This window comes from Streptomyces sp. NPDC012466 (assembly GCF_042955215.1).
Taxonomy (GTDB): Bacteria; Actinomycetota; Actinomycetes; order Streptomycetales; family Streptomycetaceae; genus Streptomyces.
This window is the reverse complement of record NZ_JBIBEQ010000004.1, coordinates 15,902-40,331: the sequence shown is the minus strand read 5'-3', so window position 1 is coordinate 40,331 and position 24,430 is coordinate 15,902. Positions and strand designations below refer to the sequence as shown.

26 protein-coding genes are annotated in these 24,430 nt (G+C 71.4%); 11 read left to right on the top strand and 15 right to left on the bottom strand.

Annotated elements, in window-relative coordinates; all coding sequences use genetic code 11:
* Nucleotides 1–102 precede the first annotated feature (102 nt).
* Nucleotides 103–276 carry a CsbD family protein gene (locus ACFY9E_RS16060; protein WP_104782404.1) on the bottom strand — a complete coding sequence of 58 codons (174 nt, stop codon included), beginning with the start codon at nt 274–276 and terminating at the stop codon, nt 103–105.
* 147 nt (nt 277–423) lie between these two features.
* On the opposite strand from ACFY9E_RS16060, the gene ACFY9E_RS16055 reads away from it, so the two are divergent.
* Complete coding sequence (locus ACFY9E_RS16055; RefSeq protein ID WP_390983816.1) at nt 424–1,068, top strand: hypothetical protein; 645 nt, start codon at nt 424–426, stop codon at nt 1,066–1,068.
* A 7-nt stretch (nt 1,069–1,075) separates the two neighbouring features.
* Here the strand turns inward: ACFY9E_RS16055 and ACFY9E_RS16050 are convergent, their stop codons facing one another.
* Nucleotides 1,076–2,758 carry a hypothetical protein gene (locus ACFY9E_RS16050; protein WP_390983813.1) on the bottom strand — a complete coding sequence of 561 codons (1,683 nt, stop codon included), beginning with the start codon at nt 2,756–2,758 and terminating at the stop codon, nt 1,076–1,078.
* Nucleotides 2,759–3,163: 405 nt separating this feature from the next.
* On the opposite strand from ACFY9E_RS16050, the gene ACFY9E_RS16045 reads away from it, so the two are divergent.
* Complete coding sequence (locus ACFY9E_RS16045; RefSeq protein ID WP_390983811.1) at nt 3,164–3,295, top strand: hypothetical protein; 132 nt, start codon at nt 3,164–3,166, stop codon at nt 3,293–3,295.
* A 331-nt stretch (nt 3,296–3,626) separates the two neighbouring features.
* On the top strand, nt 3,627–4,451 hold the full coding sequence (locus ACFY9E_RS16040) for an SAM-dependent methyltransferase (RefSeq protein ID WP_390983809.1): 825 nt from the start codon (nt 3,627–3,629) through the stop codon (nt 4,449–4,451).
* A gap of 54 nt (nt 4,452–4,505) precedes the next feature.
* Here the strand turns inward: ACFY9E_RS16040 and ACFY9E_RS16035 are convergent, their stop codons facing one another.
* Nucleotides 4,506–5,420, bottom strand: coding sequence for a Scr1 family TA system antitoxin-like transcriptional regulator (locus ACFY9E_RS16035; RefSeq protein ID WP_390983807.1), 915 nt, complete (start codon nt 5,418–5,420; stop codon nt 4,506–4,508).
* A 152-nt stretch (nt 5,421–5,572) separates the two neighbouring features.
* The gene (locus tag ACFY9E_RS16030) at nt 5,573–5,803 is read right to left on the bottom strand and encodes a DUF397 domain-containing protein (RefSeq protein ID WP_390983804.1); all 231 of its coding nucleotides are present in this window, start codon (nt 5,801–5,803) and stop codon (nt 5,573–5,575) included.
* A 229-nt stretch (nt 5,804–6,032) separates the two neighbouring features.
* Between ACFY9E_RS16030 and ACFY9E_RS16025 the strand changes: the two genes are divergently transcribed.
* The 6 genes from ACFY9E_RS16025 to ACFY9E_RS16000 all read left to right on the top strand — a co-directional run bounded on the left by ACFY9E_RS16025 (nt 6,033) and on the right by ACFY9E_RS16000 (nt 13,266).
* Nucleotides 6,033–6,626: an ATP-binding protein gene (locus ACFY9E_RS16025; RefSeq protein WP_390983803.1), complete on the top strand. Its 594-nt coding sequence runs from the start codon at nt 6,033–6,035 to the stop codon at nt 6,624–6,626.
* Between the two features lie 28 nt (nt 6,627–6,654).
* Entirely contained in the window at nt 6,655–7,200 is a 546-nt protein-coding gene (locus ACFY9E_RS16020; protein WP_390983801.1) for a hypothetical protein, read from the top strand.
* A 132-nt stretch (nt 7,201–7,332) separates the two neighbouring features.
* The gene (locus ACFY9E_RS16015) at nt 7,333–10,068 is read left to right on the top strand and encodes a SpoIIE family protein phosphatase (protein WP_390983799.1); all 2,736 of its coding nucleotides are present in this window, start codon (nt 7,333–7,335) and stop codon (nt 10,066–10,068) included.
* Between the two features lie 127 nt (nt 10,069–10,195).
* Nucleotides 10,196–11,560 (top strand): FAD-dependent oxidoreductase, encoded by a 1,365-nt coding sequence (locus ACFY9E_RS16010; protein WP_390983797.1) that lies wholly within the window; start codon nt 10,196–10,198, stop codon nt 11,558–11,560.
* Nucleotides 11,561–11,702: 142 nt separating this feature from the next.
* Nucleotides 11,703–12,197, top strand: coding sequence for a lamin tail domain-containing protein (locus ACFY9E_RS16005; protein ID WP_390983795.1), 495 nt, complete (start codon nt 11,703–11,705; stop codon nt 12,195–12,197).
* A gap of 94 nt (nt 12,198–12,291) precedes the next feature.
* Nucleotides 12,292–13,266, top strand: coding sequence for an alpha/beta fold hydrolase (locus ACFY9E_RS16000; protein ID WP_390983792.1), 975 nt, complete (start codon nt 12,292–12,294; stop codon nt 13,264–13,266).
* Here ACFY9E_RS16000 and ACFY9E_RS15995 read toward each other — a convergent pair.
* From ACFY9E_RS15995 to sigJ, 6 genes are all read right to left on the bottom strand, one after another.
* Nucleotides 13,263–14,777, bottom strand: coding sequence for an FAD-dependent monooxygenase (locus ACFY9E_RS15995; RefSeq protein WP_390983789.1), 1,515 nt, complete (start codon nt 14,775–14,777; stop codon nt 13,263–13,265). The two genes, ACFY9E_RS16000 and ACFY9E_RS15995, sit on opposite strands and share 4 nt — an antisense overlap.
* A 108-nt stretch (nt 14,778–14,885) precedes the next feature.
* The gene (locus ACFY9E_RS15990; RefSeq protein ID WP_030847269.1) at nt 14,886–15,260 is read right to left on the bottom strand and encodes a hypothetical protein; all 375 of its coding nucleotides are present in this window, start codon (nt 15,258–15,260) and stop codon (nt 14,886–14,888) included.
* Between the two features lie 57 nt (nt 15,261–15,317).
* Complete coding sequence (locus ACFY9E_RS15985) at nt 15,318–15,839, bottom strand: roadblock/LC7 domain-containing protein (protein ID WP_390983786.1); 522 nt, start codon at nt 15,837–15,839, stop codon at nt 15,318–15,320.
* Nucleotides 15,840–15,877: 38 nt separating this feature from the next.
* Nucleotides 15,878–16,708: a hypothetical protein gene (locus tag ACFY9E_RS15980; RefSeq protein WP_390983784.1), complete on the bottom strand. Its 831-nt coding sequence runs from the start codon at nt 16,706–16,708 to the stop codon at nt 15,878–15,880.
* Nucleotides 16,705–17,133 (bottom strand): hypothetical protein, encoded by a 429-nt coding sequence (locus ACFY9E_RS15975; protein WP_390983781.1) that lies wholly within the window; start codon nt 17,131–17,133, stop codon nt 16,705–16,707. Before ACFY9E_RS15975 ends, ACFY9E_RS15980 begins: the two co-directional genes overlap by 4 nt.
* 219 nt (nt 17,134–17,352) lie before the next feature.
* On the bottom strand, nt 17,353–18,252 hold the full coding sequence (gene sigJ, locus ACFY9E_RS15970; RefSeq protein ID WP_390983779.1) for an RNA polymerase sigma factor SigJ: 900 nt from the start codon (nt 18,250–18,252) through the stop codon (nt 17,353–17,355).
* A gap of 101 nt (nt 18,253–18,353) precedes the next feature.
* On the opposite strand from sigJ, the gene ACFY9E_RS15965 reads away from it, so the two are divergent.
* Complete coding sequence (locus tag ACFY9E_RS15965; RefSeq protein ID WP_390983777.1) at nt 18,354–18,728, top strand: hypothetical protein; 375 nt, start codon at nt 18,354–18,356, stop codon at nt 18,726–18,728.
* Nucleotides 18,729–18,783: 55 nt separating this feature from the next.
* Here ACFY9E_RS15965 and ACFY9E_RS15960 read toward each other — a convergent pair whose 3' ends face one another.
* From ACFY9E_RS15960 to ACFY9E_RS15940, 5 genes are all read right to left on the bottom strand, one after another.
* Nucleotides 18,784–19,563, bottom strand: coding sequence for a DUF2382 domain-containing protein (locus tag ACFY9E_RS15960; protein ID WP_390983775.1), 780 nt, complete (start codon nt 19,561–19,563; stop codon nt 18,784–18,786).
* A 66-nt stretch (nt 19,564–19,629) separates the two neighbouring features.
* Entirely contained in the window at nt 19,630–20,103 is a 474-nt protein-coding gene (locus ACFY9E_RS15955; protein ID WP_390985087.1) for an SPW repeat protein, read from the bottom strand.
* Between the two features lie 106 nt (nt 20,104–20,209).
* Nucleotides 20,210–20,881 (bottom strand): DUF3618 domain-containing protein, encoded by a 672-nt coding sequence (locus ACFY9E_RS15950; protein WP_390983773.1) that lies wholly within the window; start codon nt 20,879–20,881, stop codon nt 20,210–20,212.
* Nucleotides 20,857–21,291, bottom strand: coding sequence for a phage holin family protein (locus ACFY9E_RS15945; protein ID WP_390983771.1), 435 nt, complete (start codon nt 21,289–21,291; stop codon nt 20,857–20,859). Before ACFY9E_RS15945 ends, ACFY9E_RS15950 begins: the two co-directional genes overlap by 25 nt.
* Before the next feature lies 1 nt (nt 21,292).
* Entirely contained in the window at nt 21,293–21,883 is a 591-nt protein-coding gene (locus ACFY9E_RS15940; protein WP_390983769.1) for a hypothetical protein, read from the bottom strand.
* A 643-nt stretch (nt 21,884–22,526) separates the two neighbouring features.
* Here ACFY9E_RS15940 and ACFY9E_RS15935 point away from each other — a divergent pair.
* Complete coding sequence (locus tag ACFY9E_RS15935) at nt 22,527–24,416, top strand: ATP-binding cassette domain-containing protein (protein ID WP_390983767.1); 1,890 nt, start codon at nt 22,527–22,529, stop codon at nt 24,414–24,416.
* The last annotated feature ends 14 nt before the right edge of the window (nt 24,417–24,430 follow it).

Genomic DNA, 24,430 nt, shown 5'->3' with positions numbered 1-24,430 from the left:
GGGGGCCCGGGGCCCTGGCGCGGCCCCGCGCCCCACAAACGGGGGGGGGGCCCCCCCCCCGCGGGCCCCCCCCCCCCGCCACGTGTCGTCAGTGCTCGGTCTTCAGTGCTTGAAGACGTCCTTCGTCTTCTCCTTGGCCTGGCGGGCGTCGCCCTTCGACTGCTCCGCCTTGCCCTCGGCCGTCAGGCGCTCGTTTCCCACCGCACGGCCGATCGTCTCCTTGGCCTTGCCCTTGGCCTGCTCGGCCTTGGCCTTGCCCTTCTGCTCTCCAGCCACGGTTCGTTCACATCCAAGTCGTGTCCGACTACGGGGTCACGACACGAGTGACCGTGAATCGGCAGCTCAAACGTGGCACGCGGTCGCTCGGCCCGTGAGAGCCTTTGCCCAGATCACGATCGGCGTGACGAGCCCGGAGGACGGGGCATGACCATCAACCGGCCGGGGCTGCCCGGGGACCTTCCGCCGGCCGAAGTGCTGTGGGCCCGCTGGGCGCTCATCGCCGTACTGGAGGCCACCGCGCAGCGCGAGCGGGAGGTTCGCCACCGCACGGGGACCTGGGTGGACGGCGAGGGACTCCATCTGGACGACTCCGGTTGCACGTGGTGGGGCTTCTCACCGTGCGGCGAAGGGCGGTACGTGCTCTTCGGCGAGGACGAGTCGAGCGACGTCACATGGCACGAGCCGCCGGTCGACATGCTCGCCGGCGCCCCCGACTGGCTCCCCCACGGCCAGCTGCAGGACCTGCTGAGCGGATACGAACTGGGCTGCGTCTACTGGTACGAGAACGGAGCGTGGGCCCGCGCCGCGTACCCCGGCACCCTGAACGACGACGGGCTCGACTGCGGCATGAGCCGCTTCGCCGACCGGACCGACGTGCTGCGCACGATCGCCGACGAGGACCACGGCGCCACGTCGGCCCGTGCCGCGGACGACCTCCTGGCCCACGCCGAGAACTACCGGCTGACGCCGGAGCTGCTGATGTCCCTCACCGCCGGCCCCGGCCGGCGGCAGCGGGACCGGCCGGCCATGACCAGGGCGCTGGAGCGCGCGGGCCTGAACCGGCCGTGATCCGGGGTCAGTGACACCACGCGTCGGTCGCCCGGGGGCCGGGCGTGGTGTCCAGACGGCAGAAGCAGGACGCCTCGATCGGTACGTCGGCCAGCGCGGTCGCGAGCTTGAGCTGGTGGGCCACGAGGGCCGCTTCGCCGGTCTTGCCCGTCCGCAGCAGGCACTCGTGGAATCCGTGCAGGGCCCAGACGTTGCCGGGGTGCTGCAGAGCGCGGGGCAGGGTGTCGTCCAGGCCGAGGTCGGCACGGTAGACCGCCTCGGCCTCCGCCACGCGGCCCTGCTCCAGCAGCAGCGCGCCGTAGGCGTGGCGGGTGGGCTGCATCCAGCCCCAGGGCTCGTCGTAGGGGAGGTTGTCGTCCAGCTCGATGGAGCGCTCCAAGGCGGCGAAGGCGAGGTCGTGCCTGCCCTTGCGGTACTCGAGCTCGCCGTCCAGCATGGCGGACGCGATGGCGAGGATGTCCCGGCACGTGTTGTTGAACAGCATGCGCGTCTCGGGCACGCGGCTCACCGCCGCGCGGAAGAGCTCGCGTTCGGCCTCCGCCCGGCCGACCTCGCCGGTGGCGGAGAGGGCGACGCCCCGGGCGTAGTGCCGCATGGCGACGGTCGCCGCGTAGAGCTCCGGGTCGGCGGGGGCGGGCAGTTCGAGGATCTCGCTCCAGCGGCCGAAGCGGATCAGGACGTGGACGCGCATCGCCAGGAAGGCCTCGAGCCAGTCGGCCATCGGGGGGCTCTGGACACGGAGCAGGTCCTCCGGGATGGCGGCTTCCAGCCGGGCGGCGGTGTCGAGGGCGACCTGCGCCTGACCGAGGAACATGGCGCCGTAGATCTTGAAGTGGTGATTGTGCGCCCGGTAGAGGGTGTAGAAGTTCATCGCGCCGGCCCGCCGGTGGTACTTCTCGTCGGCGGCGATGGCGTCGCTGTTGGCCGCGACGACCTGGCGGTAGTCGCCGCACAGGACGTCCAGGTGTGAGGGCATGTGGAGCAGGTGCCCGGCGTCGGGCACGAGGCCGCGCAGACGGTCGGCGACGGTGAGGGCCTGTTCCGGCGTCGGGGACATCTCCATCAGGTGGATGTACAGGTGCAGGACCCCGGGATGCCGTACGCCGGCGTCGGTGGCGAGGGCGCCTTCCAGCACGGCCCTGGCCTCGGTGGTCCGCGCGCCCTCGGCCGGCCGCCCGGTCCTGAGATCCCACAGCTGCCACGGGGTGAGGTTCATCGCGGCGTCGGCATGGAGGGTGGCGACGTCCGGGTCGTCCGGGGCCAGCTCGTAGACCGCGCGCATCGCGTCCGCGTAGGGCTCGTTCCACACCGAGCAGTCCTCGACGGCCTCCGACTGCGGGTAGCGGGCCCGCAGTGCGCCGATGAGGGCTCGTTCGACCGGGGTGGCGCGGGCGGCCTTCTCATGGGCCTGTTCCACGGCGCCGTGGGTGCGTTCGACGGTCCGGGCCAGTTCCTCGCCTTCGAAGAATTCCCAGGGCTTGTTGTAGTTCGGTCCGAGGGCGTAGGCGATTCCCCAATACGCCATGGCGCATTCCGGATCGGCCTCGGCCGCCTTTTCGAAGCAGGCGACGGCTTCCTCGTGGTGGAAGGCGTACGTCCACACCAGGCCGCGATCGAACCAGAGTTGAGCATCGACGGAGGAGGTGGTGACGGGACGGCTGTGTGTGCCGAGATCGTAATAGTCGCCCATGGGTTTCTCCTGGGAAAGCGGCCGGGGCCGTGAGAATAGCGGTTGCGGACACGTCCTCGAATTCCGGTCAATTCTCGTATTCCCAGATTAGCGGTTCGGCTCGCGGTGAAGCGCACGACAGCCGTGGCGCACCGGCACGCGCGTCCGCCGGCCCCGGCGTTTTCCTCTGGTTCCAGGACCGGAGTCCCGGCACAGCCGTCCCGCCCCGGAAAGACGATCAGCACCGTACGGCGGGACGGGGTGGGGAGCGCGGTCGCGGGGTCGCCGGGTACGGCTCCTCGTGGCCGCGCTCGTGACGGTGGCGAGTCTCGGACTGCCGGCTCCGGAGCGGCGCGCACCCCGAGGCGGCGGCCGCGGGAGCGGCCGGGACACCGCAGCGCCGACGGGGGCCGGAGCTGGGACCCGATGCTCGGCTTCACCACCATCACCTCGGGCAACGACGCGTACACCGCCCCGTGGAACGACGCGGTCCTCGTGATGCGAGCCTGCGGCACCAACGGCCCGGGCGGCGCCATCGAATGCACCGCCCGGTCGTGATCCGCCGGCCGGTGGGCCGACCAGCTCCGGGGTGCCCCTTCCGCCCATTCATCCCCCGATGACGCCCGGCATGACCGACTTCCCGAGGCTCCCGCCCGGCGGGCCGTCCTCCCCTGCAGGACGACATCTCCTCGGCGTGCTCCCTGCCCGGTCGCCCATGACACGAAGTATGCGAATAGCCACAAGAGGCGCATCGGGTGGCGCGGAGGGCGATCATCTTGTCGTTCGATCGTGGCACCTTCGCCAGTGGGCTGGCACCGTCCAACTCCCGCTCCATAGGATGTACTTCCTGTCCAGCCAGTCGTTGGCGCGGCACCTTGCAGGGGGAACGATGCCCGAGAAGCAACTGTCCACCGAGATCGACGCGAACGTGCCGACGGCAGCGCGCATGTACGACCACTATCTGGGCGGCAAGGACAACTACGCGGCCGACCGCGCGGCGTGCGAGGCGCTCGACAAGGTCGTTCCCAGCACACGCCGCCTGGCCCTGAACAACCGGCGTTTTCTCCAGCGGGTCGTGAAGACCCTCTCCGAGGACTACGGCATCCGGCAGTACCTGGACCACGGGTCCGGTCTGCCGACGCAGGACAACGTGCACCAGGTCGCCCAGCGCATCGACCCCACGACCCACGTGGTCTACGTCGACAACGACCCCATGGTGCTGGTCCACGGCCGTGCCCTGCTGGAGCAGGACGAGCGGACGACCGTCATCCACGCGGACATGCGCGAGACCGACCAGATCTTCGGCCATGCCGACACCAAGCGACTGATCGACTTCTCCGAGCCCGTATGTGTGCTCTTCAACTCGGTGTTCCACTGCATCCCGGACAGCGACACCGACGGGCCGCTCGCGGTGGCCCGCCGTGTGCGCGAACGGCTCGCGCCCGGCAGCTTCATGGTCATGTGCCAGCTGGTCAGTGAGGATCCCGAGGTCCGCGAGTTCGTCACGAACTTCATGGACCAGGCGACGCAGGGCAAATGGGGCCGCGTGCGGGAACCGAAGGACGTGGAGACGTACTTCGAGGGCCTGGAGATCCTGGAGCCGGGGCTCGTGGAGGTGTCGACCTGGCGTCCGGACACCGAGGTGGCGCCTCGTCAGCTCACGCACGAGTGGATCGAGTTCGGCGGTGTCGGGCGGATTCCCCTGGAGAAGTGACCGAAGTGGTGCCTCGTGCGGGACGAATGTCGTCCCTCACGAGGCATCCGTGCGTCAGGGGTAGCGCTGCTCCATCGTCTGCCGCAGCAGCTCCAGCGAGTCACGGGGCTTGAGCGCCTCGTCCGCGAGCCGGTCCAGCGCGATCCGGTACTCCTCGGTCTCGTCCCTGTCCTCGAGGAAGTTCGCGCTCTTGATGTGCTCCAGGTAGACCACGTCGGGCAGATCGAGGCCGCCGAAGCGCAGATACGTGATCGGGATGGCCGGCGCCGAGGCGTTGGTGACGCTCAACGGCACGATCTGCAAGGTCACGTGCGGCCGTTCGGCCATCTCGACGAGGTGCGTGAGCTGTTCCCGCATCACGTCGGTGCTGCCCAGGACGCGCAGCAGCACGGACTCGTCGATGATCGCCCACAGCTGTGGGGCGTCGGCCCGCGACAGCAGACGGGCCCGGTGCCTGCGCAGTTCGACGCGCCGCTCCACCTCGCCCGCCGGCGCGTTCGGCAGGCCACGCTCCACCACGGCCCTGGTGTAGGCGGGTGTCTGCAACAGGCCGGGTACGTACTGGATCTCGAAGGTACGGATCGTGGCGGCGGCCTCCTGCAACCCGACGAGCCGGTCGAACCACTCGGGCATCAGCCGCTTGTCGTACCGCTGCCACCAGCCCGGCTCTCCGGCACGCTGCAACAGCTTGAGCAGCACCGAGGCTTCGTACGCGTCGGTGCCGTACAACTCCAGCAGCGCGCGGACGTCGTTCTCCGTCGGCGGGCGGCGGCCCTTGCCCGACTCGATGCGGGACAACTTCGCCGCACTGAATCCCACAGCGCGTGCCGCCTGGTCCTGGGCGAGTCCGGCGTCCTCACGGAAACCGGCGAGCTGTACACCGACCAGCATCTTCAACAGAGTCGGCGCCGGCTCGGGCCTGTCCAGGTAGGGTTCCAGACGGGAGATGCGATGCGACGCGGCGGACATCCTGACTCCCAGCAGACCGACACAAGGGCGACTTACACTATCGCACTTCACCGGGCCTTCACGCATCCGCCCGCAGTACCCCCGCAGAAGTGGGGAGTTGGGCTCCGCTTCTCCCCCGGAGCATCACACGACAGACGAGACGACACCGCCCCTCAGAGCAGGTGGTCGAACTCGCCGTCCTTCGCGCCGGCCAGGAAGGCCGCCACCTCCGCCGGGGTGTAGACCAGGGCGGGTCCGTCGGGGTCACGGGAGTTGCGCATGGCGATCCCGCCGTCGACGAGGGGGGCGACTTCGACGCAGTTGCCCTCGGCGTTGCTGTGCCGGCTCTTGATCCAGCAGGCCTCCAACGAGCTTGCCTGCACTCCGTTCTGCACTGGTGGCACCGCAGTCTCCTTGCTGTTCTCGTTCCCCGCCGCGCACGGTGTGCCCGGCCTTCGGCCGAGCGCGGCCGCGTCCCTTCGACCGCACTCGTCCCGGCTTGCGTACCCACAACGGCTTGATTCTCACGCAATTTCTCGTGCAATTGCACGCGAGCGCCTTCAGCGTGGATAATAGCTGCGGCGTCAACCCCCGGGCTGGCGCCCCGTCCTGACGTCGCATCGGGGAGATGCCGTGTCATCACCTGCGCAGCACGTGCTCCGGCCACCGAGTGGGGCTGCGGCACACGCAGGCACACCCGGGACGGCCCACGCCTTCCCGGCCGGACCGCCCTCGGTCACGCCGTACGGGAACCCGCCCTCACTGCCGGAGACATTGCCGCAGTTCTCGGGTGTCCTGTCCGCCTCGGCCGCCCTGCGGGTCGAGTGCAGCCGGGAGGGGTTCGCACGAGCCAGGACCTTCACCCGGGACACCCTGCACGGCTGGTCGCTCGACCACCGCTGCGACGACACGACCCTTGTCATCACCGAGCTCGCCGCCAACGCCGCGACCCACGCGGCGCCGGTGGCCTCGGGGACGCCGGGTGTGCCGGAGATCCGGCTCGGTTTCCTTCTGGACCCCGCGCACCTGCTCGTCACGGTCTCCGACCCCGACGACACCCCGCCCGTGTACGCGCCGACCGGCTCGTCCCTGGAGGAGCACGGCCGGGGCCTGTGCATCGTCGACGCCCTGTCCGAGGAGTGGGGCTGGAGCCCCAGCCCTCCGGCGGGCAAGACGGTCTGGGCCCGGTTGTCGACCCGGCCGTGCACGCCCTGTCCACCCATCTGACACGACTGCCGCGGAAAGGCCCCTCGCCATGCGCAGCGCTTCGACGGAACACCCGAGCAGCGAGCGCCCACAGCGCCCCGACGCCCCGGCCGGGGTGGCCCGGAACACGCCGCTCACGGCACTGGACCGCGTGCCGTGGGGCGAGATCCAGGACTCCACCGGCTCGGCGGCGGCCATCCCCCTCCTGCTCAACGGCATCGCGGGGGGTGATGCCGACACCGCCCGCTCCGCCCTCGACGACCTGAGGAAACGGATCTGCCAGTTCGGTTTCGTCGTGGAGCAGGCGACCGCGGCCACCGTCCCCTTCCTGTGGGAGCTGGCGAAGCTGCCACAGGTGACCTGCCGGGCCCAGATCATCCGGCTGCTCAAGAGCATCGCCGACGCCCGGCAGTGGGAGAGCACCGCCGCCGTCTACCCGAAGCTGCTGAACCATCGGGAGAATCCGGTGGTGTGGGAGCGCGCCGCGCGCCAGGCGGTGCGGGCCCGGCGCGGCGAGCTCGGCGGGCTGATGGCGGACGAGGACGGCGAGATCGCCCGGGCCACGACGGAGCTGGCCCGCTCGCTGGGCGCCTGAGACCGTCGTACGCTCGGGTTCCGGTGGGTGGGAGCCCGCGGACGCCAGGAGACGTGACGAAACGGTGAGGGCCCCCTGTCACCATGGGTGATGCCCCTCGCCTCCCAGGGCCCGGCAGTGTAGACATGGCACATGGTCCGACTCTTGGGTCGATCCGGGACTCGATCGCCCCTGCGGCCCGGCGCTGCGCCGTCCGCACGGCAGCGGCGGGAGGCGGGCCCGTCGCGGTGGCATTCGGCGGCGGGGCTGCGGTCGGTGCTGGGCGGGCGCAGTGTCGCCGGGCAGGTGTTCCTGCTGGTCGTGGTGATCGTGCTGCTGCTGGTCGTGGCGGCCGTGGTGGCGCTGGTGCTGCAAGTGCGGCACGACACGACACAGGAGGCCCGCAACCGCTCGCTGGCCGTGGCGGAGACCTTCGCCAACGCGCCGGGGACGGCCGAGGCGCTGCAGAGCCCTGATCCCACCGCCGTGCTCCAGCCGCGTGCCGAGGCCGCCCGTGAGCTGTCGAAGGTCGACTTCATCGTCGTCATGAACACCGACGGGATCCGCTACACCCACCCCAAGACGGACCGGATCGGCAAGAAGTTCGTCGGGACCATCGCGCCGGCCCTGGCCGGACAGTCGTTCACCGAGGAGATCGAGGGCACCATCGGCCCGCTCGTCCAGGCCGTGGTGCCGGTGAAGGATCCGGACGGCCGGGTCGTGGGCCTGGTCTCGGCGGGGATCACGACGAAGAACGTCGGCGGCACCGCGGACCGCCAGCTGCCGCTCGTGCTGGCCGCCGCCGCGGTGGCGCTCGCCCTGGCGACGGCGGGTGCCGCGCTGGTGAGCCGGCGGCTGCTGCGCCAGACCCATGGGCTCGGACCGCACGAGATGACCCGGATGTACGAACATCACGACGCCGTACTGCACGCCGTACGGGAGGGCGTGCTCATCGTCGACGACGGGGGCACCCTGCTGCTGGCGAACGACGAGGCGCACCGGCTGCTGGGGCTGCCCGCCGACGCCGAGGGCCGGCACGTCCTCGGTCTGGGTCTCGACCCGGGCACCGCCGACCTGCTGGCCTCCGGTCGCGTCGCCACGGACGAAGTGCACCGCGTCGGCGACCGGCTCCTCGCCGTCAACCAGCGGACCACGGACCGGGCGGGCGTCCCGCCCGGCAGCGTCGCCACCCTGCGCGACTCGACCGAGCTGAGGGCCCTGTCCGGGCGAGCCGAGACCGCGCGGGAACGGCTCAACATGCTGTACGACGCCGGAGTGGGCATCGGGACCAGCCTGGACGTGACCCGCACGGCGGAGGAGCTCACGGAGCTCGCCGTACCCCGGTTCGCCGACTTCGTCACCGTCGACCTGTTCGACGCGGTGCTGGGCGGCGGGCAGCCGAACGCGGTGGGCGCGCTCAGCCGGACGGCGGTGAGCGGGATCCGCAAGGACGCGCCGCTCTACCCGGTCGGCGAGCGGATCAGGTTCGTCGAGTCCTCCCCGCAGGGACGCAGCCTCGCCACCGGCGGCCCCGTCCTGGAGCCCCGGCTGAGCGAGGCCCCGGGCTGGCAGGCACAGGACCTGGAGCGCTCCGCGCAGATCGTCGAGTACGGCATCCACTCCCTGATCACCGTGCCCCTGCGGGCCGGCGCCCTGGTGCTCGGCGTGGTCGGCTTCTGGCGCTGCGAGAAGCCGGAGCCCTTCGACGCGGACGAGCTGGCCCTGGCCGAGGAACTGGTGGCGCGGGCCGCCGTCTCCATCGACAACGCGCGCCGCTACACACGCGAGCACAGCATGGCGGTGACGCTCCAGCGCAGCCTGCTCCCCCGCAACCTGCCCGAGCAGGGCGCTCTGGAGATCGCCTACCGTTATCTGCCCGCGCAGGCCGGGGTGGGCGGTGACTGGTTCGACGTGCTGCCGCTGTCGGGGGCCAGGGTCGCGCTCGTGGTGGGGGACGTGGTCGGCCACGGGCTGCACGCCGCGGCGACGATGGGCCGCCTGCGCACCGCGGTGCACAACTTCTCCGCCCTCGATCTGCCGCCCGAGGAACTCATCGCCCTGCTGGACGAGTTGGTCGGCCGGATCGACCAGGACGAGACGGAGGAGGACGGCAGCGCCCCGGTCACCGGCGCGACCTGTCTGTACGCCGTCTACGACCCGGTCTCCCGGCGCTGCACTGTCGCGCGGGCCGGGCATCCCCCGCCGGCGCTGATCCACCCGGACGGCAGTGTGGAGTTCCCCGACGTGCCCGCCGGTCCCCCGCTCGGGCTCGGCGGTCTTCCGTTCGAGACGGCGGAGCTGGAGCTGGCGGAGGGCAGCCGGCTCGTCCTCTACACCGACGGGCTGGTCGAGGACCGGGAGCGGGACATCGACGTCGGTCTGGACATGCTGCGCGAGGCGCTGAGCCGGGCCGGGCAGTCCCCGGAGGACACCTGCCGGGTCGTGCTCGACTCGCAGCTCACCGCCCGCTCCAGCGACGACATCGCGCTGCTCGTCGCGCGCACCCGGGCGCTCGCCTCCGACCGGGTCGCCGAGTGGCCGGTGCCGGCCGATCCGGCGGCCGTGGGCGAGGTGCGGGCGGCGGTCAGCAGGCAGCTGGCCGAGTGGGGCCTGGACGAGCTGACGTTCAGCACGGAACTGATCCTGAGCGAGCTGGTCACCAACGCGCTCCGGTACGGCGGCGGCCCCATGCGCGTCCGGGTGCTGCGCGACCGCAACCTGATCTGCGAGGTGTTCGACAGCAGCAGCACCTCGCCGCACCTGCGGTACGCCACCATGACGGACGAGGGCGGACGCGGTCTGTTCCTCGTGGCGCAGCTCTCGGAGCGCTGGGGGACGCGTTATCTGCCCGCGGGCAAGGTGATCTGGGCTGAGCAGCCCCTGCCATAAGCACCACCAGGACCACCCATAAAGTAGCCTTATGAGCTCATAGGCCGGACCCCCGTACCGACTTAGGCTTGCCTTAGTTTAGGCTTCCCGTCGAGATCGCTTGTCGCCGCTCGAAGGGAACCTGACCATGCCCCGCCCCCTGCGGGTAGCCATCGTCGGATCCGGCCCCGCCGGGATCTACGCCGCCGACGCCCTGCTCAAGTCCGAGGTGGCCGCCGAACCCGGCGTGTCCATCGACATCTTCGAGCGCATGCCGGCTCCGTTCGGACTGATCCGTTACGGCGTCGCCCCCGACCACCCGCGGATCAAGGGCATCATCACCGCGCTGCACCAGGTGCTCGACAAACCGCAGATCCGGCTCTTCGGCAACGTCGACTACGGCACCGACATCGGCCTGGACGACCTGCGGGCGTTCTACGACGGCGTGATCTTCGCCACCGGCGCGATGGCCGACCGGGCGCTCTCGCTGCCGGGCATCGATCTCGACGGTTCGTACGGCGCCGCGGACTTCGTGTCCTGGTACGACGGCCACCCGGACGTGCCGCGCACCTGGCCGCTGGAGGCGGAGAAGGTCGCCGTGCTCGGCGTCGGCAACGTCGCGCTCGATGTCGCGCGCGTCCTGGCCAAGACGGCGGACGAGCTGCTGCCCACCGAGATCCCGGCCAACGTCCACGAGGGCCTGAAGGCCAACCGGGCCAAGGAGATCCACGTGTTCGGCCGCCGCGGCCCGGCGCAGGCGAAGTTCAGCCCGATGGAGCTGCGGGAGCTCGACCACTCCCCCAACATCGAGGTCATCGTCGACCCCGAGGACATCGACTACGACGAGGGCTCGATCGCCACGCGGCGCGGCAACAAGCAGGCCGACATGGTGGCGAAGACCCTGGAGAACTGGGCGATCCGCGACACCGGCGACCGGCCCCACAAACTCTTCCTGCACTTCTTCGAGTCGCCGGTCGAGATCCTCGGTGAGGACGGCAAGGTCGTGGGCCTGCGCACCGAGCGCACGGAGCTGGACGGCACGGGCAACGTCAAGGGCACCGGCACCTTCCACACCTGGGACGTGGGCGCGGTGTACCGCGCGGTGGGCTACCTGTCCGACAAGCTCCCCAAGCTCCCGTGGGACATCGACTCCGGCACCGTCCCGGACGAGGGCGGCCGGGTCATGCAGGAGTCCGGCGAGCACCTGCAGTCCACGTACGTCACGGGCTGGATCCGGCGCGGCCCCATCGGCCTCATCGGGCACACCAAGGGCGACGCCAACGAGACCGTGGCGAACCTGCTGGCCGACTACGCGGACGGCAGACTGCACACGCCCGCGGCCCCCGCCCCCGAGGCCGTGGACGCGTTCCTCGCCGAGCGCGACATCCGCTTCACCACCTGGGACGGCTGGTACAAGCTGGACGCCGCGGAGAAGGCTCTGGGCGAGTCCGAGGGCCGCGAGCGCGTGAAGATCGTCGAGCGCGAGGAGATGCTGCGGGCCAGCGGCGCCTGACGTCATACACCCCGCGGGGCGGGTCCGGTGGCGATGTCACCGGACCCGCCCTGCTGCGTACTTGAAGCGTGTACGATCCGGATGCTTCACCGAACCATCACATCGCCTTCACCTGAAGGCCATGCAGGGGGGACGAACGTCCATGCGTATACGCCTTGTCGCCACCACGGCCGTCGCTGCCGGGGCCCTCACCGCCCTCTCGGCGGTTCCGGCCCAGGCCGCCGAGTACGACTCCGCGCTGAAGATCCGGGGCATCCAGTACGACGCTCCCGGCAGCGACTCCAACCGCTGCTCGGGCGGGAACACCGCCGAGGAGTACCTGACCATCAAGAACTACTCGCGTTCCACGACGGTGAACCTCAAGGGGTACGTCGTGAAGGACGCCGCGGGCAACACGTTCACCTTCACCGCGAGCCACACCCTTCAGCCGGGTGACTACGTGAAGCTGCGCGGCGGCAACGGGTCCGACTCCGACACCAGGAACGTCGTCTACCGCGACAACTGCAACTTCATGTGGAACAACGACAAGGACACGATCTACGTGTACAAGCCGTCCGGCAGCCGCGCCGACGTGCACTCGTACACCAGAAGCGGCTCCGACCCGGACCACAACGGGTACATCACGTACCACGGCTGAGCCTTTTGCCGGACCGGCAACAGGCTTCGCGTGCGGCGCGGCGGGCGCTGGATGATCGGTGGACCGAGCGCCCCTCCGGATCGCGGGAGGATCCATGCCGCAGACGTCCGCCGCCGACCGCACTCACCGCCTGGTGCCCACACCCGCCGGCCGTACCCACCTCGTGGAGCAGGGAGCCGGCCCGCTCGTGCTCCTGCTGCACGGATTCCCCGAGTCCTGGTACTCCTGGCGCCACCAGCTCCCGGCTCTGGCCGCGGCCGGCCACCGCGCGGCCGCCGTGGACGTACGCGGCTACGGACGCTCGTCCCGGCCCTCGCGGACGGACGCGTACCGCATGCTCGACCTGGTGGCGGACAACGTCGCCGTGGTGGAGGCCCTGGGCGAACCGTCCGCCGTGCTCGTCGGGCACGACTGGGGAGCGACCATCGCGGCCACCTCCGCGCTGGTCCGGCCGGACGTCTTCCGCGCGGTGGGGCTGCTGAGCGTGCCCTACACCCCGCCCGGCGGGCCGCGGCCGAGCGAGGTCTTCGCGCGAATGGGCGGCGACGAGGAGTTCTACGTCTCCTACTTCCAGGAGCCCGGCCGGGCCGAGGCGGAGATCGAGCCCGACGTGCGCGGCTGGCTCGCCGGTTTCTACGCGGCCCTGTCGGCGGACACGCGGCCCGGGGCCGACCCCCATTTCGTGGCCCGCGGCGGCCGGCTGCGCGACCGGTTTCCCGTCGGCCGGCTGCCGGACTGGCTGAGCGAGGCCGAGCTCGACGTCTACGCCGCGGAGTTCGAACGCACGGGATTGACCGGCGCCCTGAACCGCTACCGGAACATGGACCGCGACTGGGAGGACCTGGCGGACTTCGCCGGCGCCCCCGTCACCCAGCCGTCGCTGTTCATCGGGGGCCGCCTGGACGCGTCCACGACCTGGCTGGCCGACGCGATCGAGGCGTACCCGACCACGCTGCCCGGCCTGAGGGCCTCGCACCTGCTGGACGGCTGCGGTCACTTCGTCCAGCAGGAGCGCCCGGCCGACACCAACCGGCTCCTGATCGAGTGGCTCGCGGGCCTTGGGGCCTAGGGAGCCGGCAGCCAGCGGTCGAGGTGGGCGCGCAGGCCCGTGAGGTCGGTGCCGCGGGCCACGTAACCCACGTATCCGTCGGGCCGTACGAGGGCGTGGGTGACGCCGGGCCACGGGCTTCGCGTGTCCAGGTGGTGCACGCTCACCAGGCCGTGCCGTCCGCCAAGCGGCGGGTCCTGGAGCCAGAGGCCGGCGGGGCCGGTGAGCAGCAGGTGGTAGCCCGGCCCGGCGATGCGCCGTTGGAGTCCGGCGGGGGTGTCGGGCAGGCGGTCTCCCGCGCGCGGACCCCGGCGCGGCCGGAGCGGTCCGGTGCCGGAGGCGGGGCCGCGGCGGTAGTGGATGCCGAGTTCGGAGACCGTACGGAAGAGACGTGCCCGGGCACCGGTCGCGCGCAGCAGCAGAGGGGCCAGGAGGGGGGCGAGCCGCGTCCGTGCCAGCCGCAGGGCCGGGTGACTGCTCGTACCGACGGTGAACGCCCGGTCGGTGAGGCGGCGTACGCCGTGGCCGACCGGGGCGCGCTCCGCCTCGTACGTGTCCAGCAGCGCCTCCGGTGCGGCGCCGCGGCAGACGTGGGCGAGTTTCCAGCCCAGGTTGAGCGCGTCCTGGATGCCGGTGTTCATGCCCTGCCCCCCGGCCGGGCTGTGGATGTGCGCCGCGTCGCCGGCGAGGAAGAACGGGCCCCTGCGGTAGTGGGTGGCGCCGCGGTTGTGGATGCGGAAGCTCGTCATCCAGACCGGGTCGCGCAGGGACGGTCGGTCGGGTGTCCAGTCGTCGGCGATCCGCTGGAGGAGGCCAAGGGTCACCTCGCCACCAGGGGCGCCCGGCGGGTGCATCGCGATCATCCGCCAGGTGGCCGGAGTGCCGAGAGGGAAGAAGAACAGCAGCCCGGCCGCGGTCATGTACGTGTGCGCGACTCCCGGCTCCAGCCCGTCGGCCTCGAGATCCGCCAGCAGGAACGTCTGCGGGTAGGCGTACCCCTCGAAGCCGATGCCCGCCTGGGCACGCACGGTGCTGTGCGCCCCGTCACAGCCGACGACGTAGCGGGCCCGTACGGTCTCCTCGGTCCCGTCCCGGTCGCGCAGGCGGCAGATGACGTGGTCGCTCTCCGGTTCGGCGCTCAGCAGCTCGGTGCCCCGCTCCACCGGCACGTCCCGCGCGGCCAGACGATCCGTCAGGACGGCCTCCGTCTCCGACTGCGGGAGGAAGAGCAGGAAGGGGTACGGCGAGTCGTCGCAGCCGACGTCGAACACCGGCACCCGCAGCACCCGTCGGGGCAGATGCAGGTGCAGCCGGACCGCCGTACTGCCCCGGTCGACGAGGTCGTCCGCCGCGCCGAACGCCGACAGCATCTCCAGGGTCCGGGGCTGGATCGCCGGGGCGCGTGACTCCCGGGCGCGGTCAAGCGAGCGGTCCACGATCCGGGACGGGGTGCCGCAGGCGCGCAGTTGGGTCGCGAGGGCCAGTCCGGTCGGGCCCGCGCCCACCACGAGCACGTCCAGGGATGCCGTCATGGCACCCACCGTAGACGCGGCCGGCCGCGCGTTGGTCGTCGCCGCGCGACATGGAGGGGCCCTCCGCTACGGGTCCGTGGCGGAGGGCTCCCGTCCGGTGGTGCCGGTTCAGACCTCCAGGTCGGCTTCGATGCGGCGCAGCTGGTGGCGGGCCATCGCGAGATTGGCCCGGCTCCCGTCGAGCACGAGGTAGAGGAAGAGTCCGCTGCCTCCGCGTCCCTTCAGGAGGCGGATGAGGTGGTACTGGGTGTTCAGGGTGATCAGGATGTCCTCGATCTCCTCCTTCAGCCCCAGGTGCTCCATCGTGCGCAGCTTGGAGCGCACGACGTCGGTGTTGCCTGCGGCGGCGACTTCCAGGTTGAAGTCCTTGCTGCCGCCGAGGGTGCCGAGGGCCATGCCGCTGGTGTAGTCGACGAGTGCGACGGCAGTCGCTCCGTCGATGGAGCTCAGGCATTCCTTCAGCGCGGTCTCCGTGTTGGCCATGCGCTCGGTTCCTTTCCTTCGGTCTTGCACTTCGGTGGGTCAGGCGGTTCGGATGGCTCAGATGCCGGTCTGCGGGCGCGGCTGGGTCGGGGGCCGCTGCGGGGTGCGTACCGGGAGGGTGCCGATGGGGCGGTCCGTGGCCGGGGCCACCGTGGCGAGGTGTTCTTCGGGCGCGGGCCGGTCGGCGTGGCGGCCGGTGCCGGGCACCACGCGCGTGGCCACGAGGTCGGCGATCCGGGCGCCGCTGCGCCGGCCTTCGAGGTGGAGGCGGCCGACGTTGACGCGGTCCTCGGCGAGGAGGGTGAGGACGGCGGTCGTTCCGGCGGCGTAGGTCGCCACGTAGCCTCCGGAGCCCCGCACCAGCAGTTCACGGAAGTCCCCGCGGGCGGCGGCGTCGGTCATGCGGTAGGCGACGCCCAGGGCGGCGGCGGTGAGCGCCGCGAGTCCCTCCGGTTCGGTGTCCGGCACGTCGTGGGCGAGGACGAGTCCGTCGACGGTGGCCGCGAGCGAGCCCGTCAGCCGGGGTATACGGGTGCGGAGCCGACGCAGTTCGTTCAGGACGTCGGTCTCGACGGCCATGAGCAGTCTCCTTTCGGCACGCTGTCTTCGCGCGCGGATCACAGTGCCTCCAAGGCGTGCAGGAGCCGTCGCAGCAGTGCGGTGTCGGGCTCGTCCGGTGCCGCGGGACGAGGGGTGGGGCCCGGCTCGGCGGACGCGGTGGCGGGGGCGGACGCTGGGGCTGGGGCTGGGGAAGAGGCGGGGGCCAGGGGGGCAACGGGGGCCACCAGCCCGGCCGCGGCGAGGCGACGGAGTTCCACGAGGGTGTGGAACGTGCGGCAGGCGAGTGCCGTGGCGATCTGGGCGGCGGTGCGGACACCGTCGACCTGGGCGAGCGTCCGGCCGCGGCGGGCCGGCAGGTCGGCGGTGTCCGGCCCGGGCACCCGGGCGAGAGGCGCTCGGTCGACGGCGGGCTCGGGCCATATGCGGTGCAGCAGTTCGCGACGGCGTCTGGACTCGCGCAGGACGGTGTCCACCGGTACCGAACGGACCGCTCCGAGCCAGTGCGCGGCTCCGGGGCGGAACCGCAGCGCGGGTCCGTCATGGGCGAGGACGAAGTACGCCGCGTCGAACAGGGCGCCCAGGTGGCACAGTTCCAGCGCGCCGGCGGCGAGGTGGCCGCTGTCCACCAGCTGCCGTCCGACGCGGCAGCGGCGGCCGGCCCGGTCGATCGCCTCCCACCAGCCGTCCGGGGCGAGCGCACCGCTGTGGGTGAGCAGGTCGCCGAGGTCGGGTGTGACAGCGGATTCGACGTGGACGACGTGTCCCGCCGCGAGGTAGACGATCCCCGACTCGGTGGACAGGGCGCCGGTGGCGCCCTGCGCGGCGAGGGTGCCGAGCGTGGCCGAGGCCGGTTCGCCCGAGCGCGCCGTCAGGGTCGACGTGGTCATCCGAGCACCAGCCGGTCCGTCATCTCGGCCAGCCGGATGCGGGCCAGGGCCAGGTTCCCTTCGCGGCGGTCGAGCCATAAGTGCACGAACACGGTGCTGTCGAAGGTCGTGGTGACGAACCTGAGCAGGTGGTACGAGTCGGCGTTGGTGATGATCAGGTCCTGTACGGGGGGTTCCTTGCCGGACGGCCCGCCCGGGTCGTCATCCGGCGGTCCACCCGGCTCCCCACCGGTCAGGGCGAGGGCGCCGCTCTCGGTGGCGAGGCGGGCGAGTTCCGCGGTCTCCGCAGCCGTCGCCTCCACGTCGCCACCGGGTGCGTCACCCACCGCACCCAGTGCGAGACCACTGATCCAGTCGACCACCGACGCCCCTCGAGCACCTGGCAGCCGCATGGCCTCCAGCAGACTCTCGTCGATTCCGGGCACGCCGAACCCCCTCCCCCTGCACGGCCGTTCCCGCGAACGTGAGCACGACACTACGGAATGTGCTCGGCGCAGGTGAACGCTTTGGCATTTTCCAAATGAATGTGCAGGGAAGCGGACGGAGGTGAGCGAGGACGGACGCAAGGCGGGCAGGATGTGTCGCAAACACCCCACGCGCCACAGCTCGCTGTTCCGTTCACAGGCCCCACAGGCGAGAGGCAGCTAGCTCTCCCGCGTCCACGGCCGTAGCTTCTCGGGGTTGCGGACGGCCCAGATCCGGGTGACGCGCCCGTCGGACACGTCGAACGAGGCCACGGTCATGACGACACCGGCGCGCCGGGCCACCAGGCCCGGCACACCGTTGACCGATCGCTCCACGAGTTCGAGCCCCGGAGCCTTGTCGGCGATGGCGACCATGTACTGGGCGATGCGCGTCCCGCCCTCGACCGGGCGCAGGACGGTTCCGACCATGCCGCCGCCGTCGGCGGTCATCACGGCGGCCGGGTCGAGGAGAGCGACGAGGGCTGCGATGTCCTTGCTCTCCCACGCCTCCTTGACGTGCCGCACCACATCGGCCTGGCCGGTCGTCGTCGCCCGGGAGCGCGCGACGCTCACCCGGCGCCGGGCCGAGGCGGCAAGTTGCTTGCAGGCGGCGGGGGTTCGGCCGAGGACGTCGGCGATCTCGGCGAACGGGTACCGGAAGACGTCGTGCAGGACGAACGCCACCCGCTCGGCGGGGGTCATCGACTCCAGGACGACGAGGAAGGCCACGGTCACCGACTCGTCCTGGACGATCTGGTCGGCGGGATCGGCACCGCCCGCGTGCCCCCACTCGGTGCGGTCGGGCAGCGGCTCGGGCAGCCACGCGCCGACATACCGTTCGCGGCGGGCCCGGGCCGAGCCGAGCAGGTCCAGGCAGATGCGGCTGGTCACCGTCGACAGCCAGGCGCCGGGGGAAAGGACTTCTTCCTGCCGAGCTGGGGGAAGCGCGAACCAGCGTGCGTAGGCCTCCTGAACGGCGTCCTCGGCCTCACTCACCGAACCGAGCAACCGGTAAGCCACATTGATCAGTTGCCGTCGCTCGCCGGCTGTCTCATCCGCCCCGGTCCCGTCGGTCCCCATGCTTCCGCGGCCCCCTCGCCTTACCTTTCCCGGGCCCGCCTCGTCGGACCGGTGAGACCTTATCGATCTACCGCCGCGAGGGCGGAAAAGGGGACTGTGACATGGCAACCGACGTGACGGCGACGGCGATCGAACAGCGCGGCTCCACCTTCCTGCGGATCGCGATCGCCCTGCAGACCCTGACCATCTTCCTTCAGGCGATCTCCGCCGGACTGCTGCTGACCTCGTCCTACGGAGAGACCCTGCACAGTGCCGGAGCCCGCGTGATGTACGGGGCGTCGATGCTGTACCTGCTCGCGGCGGTCCTGGCCTGGAAGCCGGGCGGCGGCTCGCCCCGGCCCGTCGTGCACGCGTCGGGCTTCCTCGCGCTCGCCTCGGCCCAGGTCGTACTCGGCATCGCGCACGTCCCGTCGGTCCATCTCCCCCTGGGTGTGCTGATGTTCGGCCTGAGCGTGCTGGCGCTGGCCCGGCGATGACGCCGGGAGGGAGGACCCTCGGTCCTCCCTCCCGGGCGCTCACTGGGGATCAGGATCAGGGGCGCCGCCGCCGGTCTCCCGACTCGTCGGTTCCCTCGGTCTCAATGCGTTCCTTGCGCACCTCGCCTGTGACGGTCTCCTCCTCGGTGACCTCTTCGGTGGTCAGACGCACCCGCTCCTTCGGTACCGCCCTGGTCTCCACCACGGGCTGCTCCTCGTAGAGGGTGACGTCGTGCTCCGCCTCGGTGATGTCCGGGCCGGACATGGCCCTGTCCCGGTTGGTGTCGGTGATCGGCTCGCGCTCGACGCGGACCTCTTCATGCCGCACGGGGACGGTGTACTGCTGCTCCTCGGTGACGACGTACTTGCGCAGCCGCGCCCGGCCGGCCTCACGGCGTTCGACGCCGACGTGCATTTCCTCCTCGGACCGCGTCATGGCGTTCTCGGCGGTGCCGGCGGTGCCGGCGGTGTCGGTGACCTGGCCGGTGCCGGAATGCGCGTCCTGCCAGGCGGTGTCCCAGTCGATGCCGTAGTGCTCGTACAGGCGCTGTTCCTCCTGCTCGGACAGGTGGCCACCGGCATCGACGTCGACGTTGGGCGCGTCCTTGACCTGGTCCTTGACGAACGGCACCTCGAGGTGGTCCTCGACGACGGCCGCGTCATGGATGGGCACGAAGGACTCGCTGGTGCCGAACATGCCGGTCCGTACGCTGACCCACTCGGGCTCGCCGGTGACGTCGTCGAAGAAGACGTGCCGGGCGTCGCCGATCTTGTCGCCCCTGGCGTCATGGACCGGGTGGTCCAGCACGGTGGGGATCTGCTCTCGGGTGATCATGCTGTCTCCTGAATTTCCTATCTGGATGGGTCCCGGTCGTGTCGTGCGTGGCCGGGTGGTGGAAGATCAGCGGTCGGCTCCGCCGTGTCCGCCCCCGTACGCGCGGCCCTGTCCGCTCCTGTCGGAGCGCATGGACGCCGCCGCACTGGCGGCGAGGGCGAGCAACAGTGCGATCACTCCCGTGATGATGTTGTTGACGACGGTGCGGGTGGTGTCGACGTTGCCTGCCACCACCCAGGGCGCGACGATCGTCCATACGCCCAGGGCGCACGCGGCCCACGCCATGCTGTGCGTGCGGTCGTAGGCACGGCCGAAGCCGCCGCTCATCAGCAGGGCGTAGCCGATGCCGGTGATCAGGTTGGTGACGGCCAGCCGGGCGAAGCCCCCGCCGTTGAATCCGACGATCCACGGGGAGGCGGCGAGGTAGAGACCCGTGAGCAGGGCCAGCGTCTCTATCGTCTGCGCCCGGGAGGTCGTCGTGGCGCGCTCGGCCATGGCGTGGCGTTGGCGCATGTCGAGGATGTCGGGATGGTTCTCCATGGTCGAGCCGGAGCTGGGTGATGTCACTGCGATCGTCTCCGGAAACAGTGGGTCGGTGGGTCGCGCTGGTGTCCGCGTACGGCTGACCCGGCGGGCGGCGGGGTGTCTACGGTCCGGTGCTGCGGGTCTGCCCGCGCGCTTCCTCGGCCGTGCTCTGGGCGGACTGACGGGCCTGGTCGGTGACCTGCCCGGCTTGCTCCCTTGCCTGTTCCTTGGTGGTGCGGGCGGCGTCGGAGGCGGTGTCCTTGACCTCCTGGGCGGCCTGGCGGCCGGCTTCGGTGGCGTCCTCCTTCAAGTGCTGCGCGGACTCCAGCGCGGCCTGTTTCACCGGCTCGACAGCCTGCCCGGCCCGCTCGGCCGCCTTCTCCTCTGCCTGTGACGTGGGCAGCAGCGAGGCGGTCAGCAGTCCCGCGCCGAAAGCGATCAGGCCGGCCGCCAGCGGGTTGCCCTGCGTCTGCCGCATCGCCTGCTCCGGGGCCTGCCGTGCCGCCTGACCCGCCTGCTCGGCCGCCTGGCGAGCGGTGTCCGCGACCTGGCCCGTGGTGTCCTGCATCGACTGGGCTGCCCGCTGTGTGCGGTCGGAGGTCTGCCCGGTGATCTCCGAGGCGCTGCCCATCACCCGTTCCCGGGCACCGTGCAGTGCGCCGCGGACGCGCCGGGTGCGGCGCCGTACGATCCGCCGGGGGTGAGCGCGGTCGGCCAGCCGGGAGACGTCCTCGGACAGTCTCTCCCGCGTGTTCTCGATGTCGGCCCTTATCTGGTCGGGTGCCGTGCCCATTGCATGTCCTCCTTCAGCGTCTGCATGGTCTGCTCAGGCTTCGGTGACACCGTGCGCATCTGCGTCCGGCCCCGGCGGTAGAGGATCAGTCCGATCACTGCCCACACCGCGGTGACGATCAGCGCGGCCCATCCCAAGTCCATGACGTTGCCCAGGGCGAACATCGCCGCAAGGGTCAGGAAGAGGGCCACCATGTAGCCGGCGAAACCGGCGCCGCCGAACATCCCGGCGGCCTTGCCCGCCTTGGTGGCCTCTTCGCGGATCTCGGCCTTGGCCAGTTCCGCCTCCTGGTGCAGCAGTTGCTGCACGTCCGACGTCACCGTCGACAGCAGCTCCCCGACCGAGGCGTCCTCCTGCCCGCGGTGCTTGGCGGCGTGTCGCTGCGGGGCGTGTGGCGTGATCGATGCCATCTCACGCCTCCCCGTAACCCGGCAGCCCCGGCGGCGCCGCGTCCTCGGGCAGGCTCTGTGAGCCGGAGGTGCGTGACGGCGCCGACGCGCCGGAACCGTCCGCCTTGCTGCCGGCCTTGGCCAGCCGCCCGACGGCGAACCCGGCCAGCACCGCCCCGCCGAGGAAGGCGCCGGGACGTCGGCGGGCGAAGTCCTGGAGGTCGCCGGCCACGCCTCCCACGCCTCGTGAGTCCAGGTAGTCGGCGGCTCGGTGACCACGGTCGGCCGCCTGCGCCACGAGGCTCTTGGCGGGTGAGTCCTTGTCGGCGCTCTTCGCGAGACCGGACAGGTCGTCCGCCCACTCCCGCATCACCTGCGCTCCGCGTCGCGCCTGGCTCTCGGCCTCCTCCGCGACCCGCGACCGCAGGTCACCGGCCATCGCGCCGGCCTGTGCCCTGGCCTCACCGGTGACGGCTCTGACCTGTTCGGCGGCCGTGCCGACGACCTCACTCGCCCCTTGCCTGGCCTGACCGGCCGTGGCCGACGCCTCCTGCTTCGCCGTCTGACCGGCCTGCTGAGCACGCCCGGTGCTCATGTTCGCCATATCGCTCATGGGTCCTCTCCCTCAGGCACCGCCCGTGGCTCTGCTCTCGTCGGTAACCGGGCCGCCCGCGGCGACGGCCTACGCCGTGCGCCGCCGCGCTCCGGCGCGTCCGGCCGGGTGCCGGGGCCCGTCGCCGGCCCCTCGTGCTCCGGCGTCCGTCCCTCGCGCACTCTCCTCGGTTAACCACGCCTGCCAGGACAAAACAGCAAGAAAGGGATTTTTCCGACCACCGGGGGCCGGTCGGGCGTCCGGAGGCCGTCGCCTTCTCCTCGACGGACACCCGTGACAGCCGCTCGATCGCCTCACCCAGCGCCACCGGAGCCCGCCCTGTCGCGCCGTTCGCCCAGTGGTGTCCCGAGGCGGCGACGCGGGATGCGGTGACACCGTCGCCCTGGGGAGATGACCCGGCATCGGATTCCCCGACTCCGGAGGCCGCCGAAATCCCACACGCCACAGGTGTTTCAAGCCTCCGCGATTCGGCCAACTCCGCGCTCCCGGGATCGGCCCCAGCAACGAGCCGCCCCGGTCGATCCCTTGTGCGGCAAGGGTCCCCGCACGTCCGGAATCGAGCGCGTTCGATTCGGGCGCCACGTCGTTAGGCCGTGCACCGCCGAGCCGTCCGGGCGCGGCACGGACCTCCAGGAGGAACCGGGTGACCACGACCGACACCTCGACCGCTGACCAGAACACTCCGCCCCCTCCCCCACCCGCGACTCTCACCTTCGGCGGGAAGTACGGCAAGAACCCGCTGGCCGACGCCGGTTTCGGTGCGATGTGCCGCCGCCTTCCCTCGGTCCTCGGGCACACCGCGCGGATGGCGTGGGCCGTCGACAGGGCCGGCGTCGTCCTGCTCCTCGCGTGCCAGCTCCTCACCGGTCTCGCGGCGGCCGTCGTCCTCGCGTCCACCGCGCGGGCCATGACGCACGTCCTCGGCGGCGGCACTGTTTCCGAACGGCTGCACGGTGCGCTGCCCGCCCTCGTCGTGGTGACGGCAGCCGCGGCCGTGGGCCGGGTCAGCGGCGCCCTCGCCTCCTACGCCGACGGCCGCATCACTCCTCTGCTGATGACCGAAGCGGACATCGCCCTGGTCGCCGCGGTGTGCCGGGTGGAGAGCTCCGCCTACGGCGAGGACGGCTTCGCCGACCGGCAGGAAGCCGCCGAAGTCGGGGTCACCCGCACCCGGTTGATGGTCCAGGACGCGCAGCGGTTCCTGTCCGCCCTGATCCGCATGATCGCAGCGAGCGGAGTCATCACGGCACTGCACCCGCTGATGCTGCCCCTGCTGCTCCTGGCCGTCCTGCCGGCCGGCGCCGGAGCCGTCCTGTCCGCGCGCGTCGACTACGAGACCCACTACCTCAACGTCGGCGACCGCAACGTGCGCTCCATGATGCGCTGGTGGGCCACCTACTCCCGGTTCGGCGACGAGGTCCGCGCCAACGGCATGACCGGCTATCTCATCTACTGGTACCGGGCCCTGTCCGACCGCATCGACCAGCGCACCCTCACCGCCGCCCCGCGTCAGCTGCGCATCGTGCTGACCACCAGCGCCCTGGGCGGGGTGTTCCTGCTGTGCACCTGGGCCACCCTCGCCTGGCTGGCCGCCGGTGGCCGGGTCGCCCTGCCCGTCGCCGCCACGGCCGTCGTCGCCGTGCAGACCACCCTCGCCGCGCTCGGCCAGTTCGTCATCCACGGCGCCGCGATGTTCCACACCTCGCTCTATCTGGCCGACATGCGGGCCTTCCTCGATCTGGCCGCCGAACGCGCCCCGCGGCGCGGCGAGTCGGCCATCCCCGAACGCGTCGACGAAATCCGCCTCGACGAGGTCGTCCACCGGTACCCGGGCAAGGACGAACCGGCCGTCGCCGGGGTGTCGCTCACCCTCCGCCGGGGCGAGATCCTGGCGATCGTCGGCGAGAACGGCTCGGGCAAGTCCACCCTCGCCAAGCTGATCACCGGGATCCTCCTGGCCGACAAGGGACGCGTGCTGTGGGACGGCGTCGACCTCGCCCACGCCGACCCCGACGCCGTGTGGAAACGCACCGCGCTCGTGCCGCAGAACTTCGCCTGCTGGCCCCTGCGCGCCCGCGAGAACATCACCCTCGGACAGCCGAAGACGTTCGACGACGGTCCCGTGTGGGACGTGGTCGACGCCGTCGGCATGCGCGAGGCGATCGAGAAACTGCCCCACCGGCTCGACACGCTCCTTGCGAAGGAGCTGTGGGGCGGCGCCGAGCTCTCCGGCGGCCAGTGGCAGCGCCTGGTGTGCGGACGCGCCCTGTACCGCCGGACGCCGCTCCTCATCCTGGACGAGCCGACGTCCCAGATGGACGCCCGTGGCGAACACGCCATCTTCCTGGAGATCAAGAGGATCGCCGCCGAGCGCATGACGATCGTCGTCACCCACCAACTGGAGAACACCCGCCTCGCCGACCGCGTCCTCGTCATGGACAAGGGCCGGATCGTCGAACAGGGGACCTACGAGGACCTCGTCAACGCCGGCGGGCTGTTCGCCGAACTCGTGGCACTGGCCAAGGACCGCTGACCCGCACCCTTTGC

Bases quoted from the DNA above. Each gene is read 5' to 3' on its own strand.
- ACFY9E_RS15980 (WP_390983784.1), bottom strand. From the start codon at position 16,708: ATGACCACGTCGACCCTGACGGCGCGCTCGGGCGAACCGGCCTCGGCC.
- ACFY9E_RS16010 (WP_390983797.1), top strand. From the start codon at position 10,196: ATGCCCCGCCCCCTGCGGGTAGCCATCGTCGGATCCGGCCCCGCCGGG.
- ACFY9E_RS16035 (WP_390983807.1), bottom strand. From the start codon at position 5,420: ATGTCCGCCGCGTCGCATCGCATCTCCCGTCTGGAACCCTACCTGGAC.
- ACFY9E_RS15960 (WP_390983775.1), bottom strand. From the start codon at position 19,563: ATGATCACCCGAGAGCAGATCCCCACCGTGCTGGACCACCCGGTCCAT.
- ACFY9E_RS16005 (WP_390983795.1), top strand. From the start codon at position 11,703: ATGCGTATACGCCTTGTCGCCACCACGGCCGTCGCTGCCGGGGCCCTC.
- ACFY9E_RS15950 (WP_390983773.1), bottom strand. From the start codon at position 20,881: ATGGGCACGGCACCCGACCAGATAAGGGCCGACATCGAGAACACGCGG.
- ACFY9E_RS16045 (WP_390983811.1), top strand. From the start codon at position 3,164: ATGCTCGGCTTCACCACCATCACCTCGGGCAACGACGCGTACACCGCC.
- ACFY9E_RS16015 (WP_390983799.1), top strand. From the start codon at position 7,333: ATGGTCCGACTCTTGGGTCGATCCGGGACTCGATCGCCCCTGCGGCCC.
- ACFY9E_RS15940 (WP_390983769.1), bottom strand. From the start codon at position 21,883: ATGAGCGATATGGCGAACATGAGCACCGGGCGTGCTCAGCAGGCCGGT.
- ACFY9E_RS15990 (WP_030847269.1), bottom strand. From the start codon at position 15,260: ATGGCCAACACGGAGACCGCGCTGAAGGAATGCCTGAGCTCCATCGAC.
- ACFY9E_RS16020 (WP_390983801.1), top strand. From the start codon at position 6,655: ATGCGCAGCGCTTCGACGGAACACCCGAGCAGCGAGCGCCCACAGCGC.
- ACFY9E_RS15945 (WP_390983771.1), bottom strand. From the start codon at position 21,291: ATGGCATCGATCACGCCACACGCCCCGCAGCGACACGCCGCCAAGCAC.
- ACFY9E_RS15955 (WP_390985087.1), bottom strand. From the start codon at position 20,103: ATGGAGAACCATCCCGACATCCTCGACATGCGCCAACGCCACGCCATG.
- ACFY9E_RS16000 (WP_390983792.1), top strand. From the start codon at position 12,292: ATGCCGCAGACGTCCGCCGCCGACCGCACTCACCGCCTGGTGCCCACA.
- ACFY9E_RS15995 (WP_390983789.1), bottom strand. From the start codon at position 14,777: ATGACGGCATCCCTGGACGTGCTCGTGGTGGGCGCGGGCCCGACCGGA.
- ACFY9E_RS15985 (WP_390983786.1), bottom strand. From the start codon at position 15,839: ATGGCCGTCGAGACCGACGTCCTGAACGAACTGCGTCGGCTCCGCACC.
- ACFY9E_RS16055 (WP_390983816.1), top strand. From the start codon at position 424: ATGACCATCAACCGGCCGGGGCTGCCCGGGGACCTTCCGCCGGCCGAA.
- ACFY9E_RS16040 (WP_390983809.1), top strand. From the start codon at position 3,627: ATGCCCGAGAAGCAACTGTCCACCGAGATCGACGCGAACGTGCCGACG.
- ACFY9E_RS15965 (WP_390983777.1), top strand. From the start codon at position 18,354: ATGGCAACCGACGTGACGGCGACGGCGATCGAACAGCGCGGCTCCACC.
- sigJ (WP_390983779.1), bottom strand. From the start codon at position 18,252: ATGGGGACCGACGGGACCGGGGCGGATGAGACAGCCGGCGAGCGACGG.
- ACFY9E_RS16050 (WP_390983813.1), bottom strand. From the start codon at position 2,758: ATGGGCGACTATTACGATCTCGGCACACACAGCCGTCCCGTCACCACC.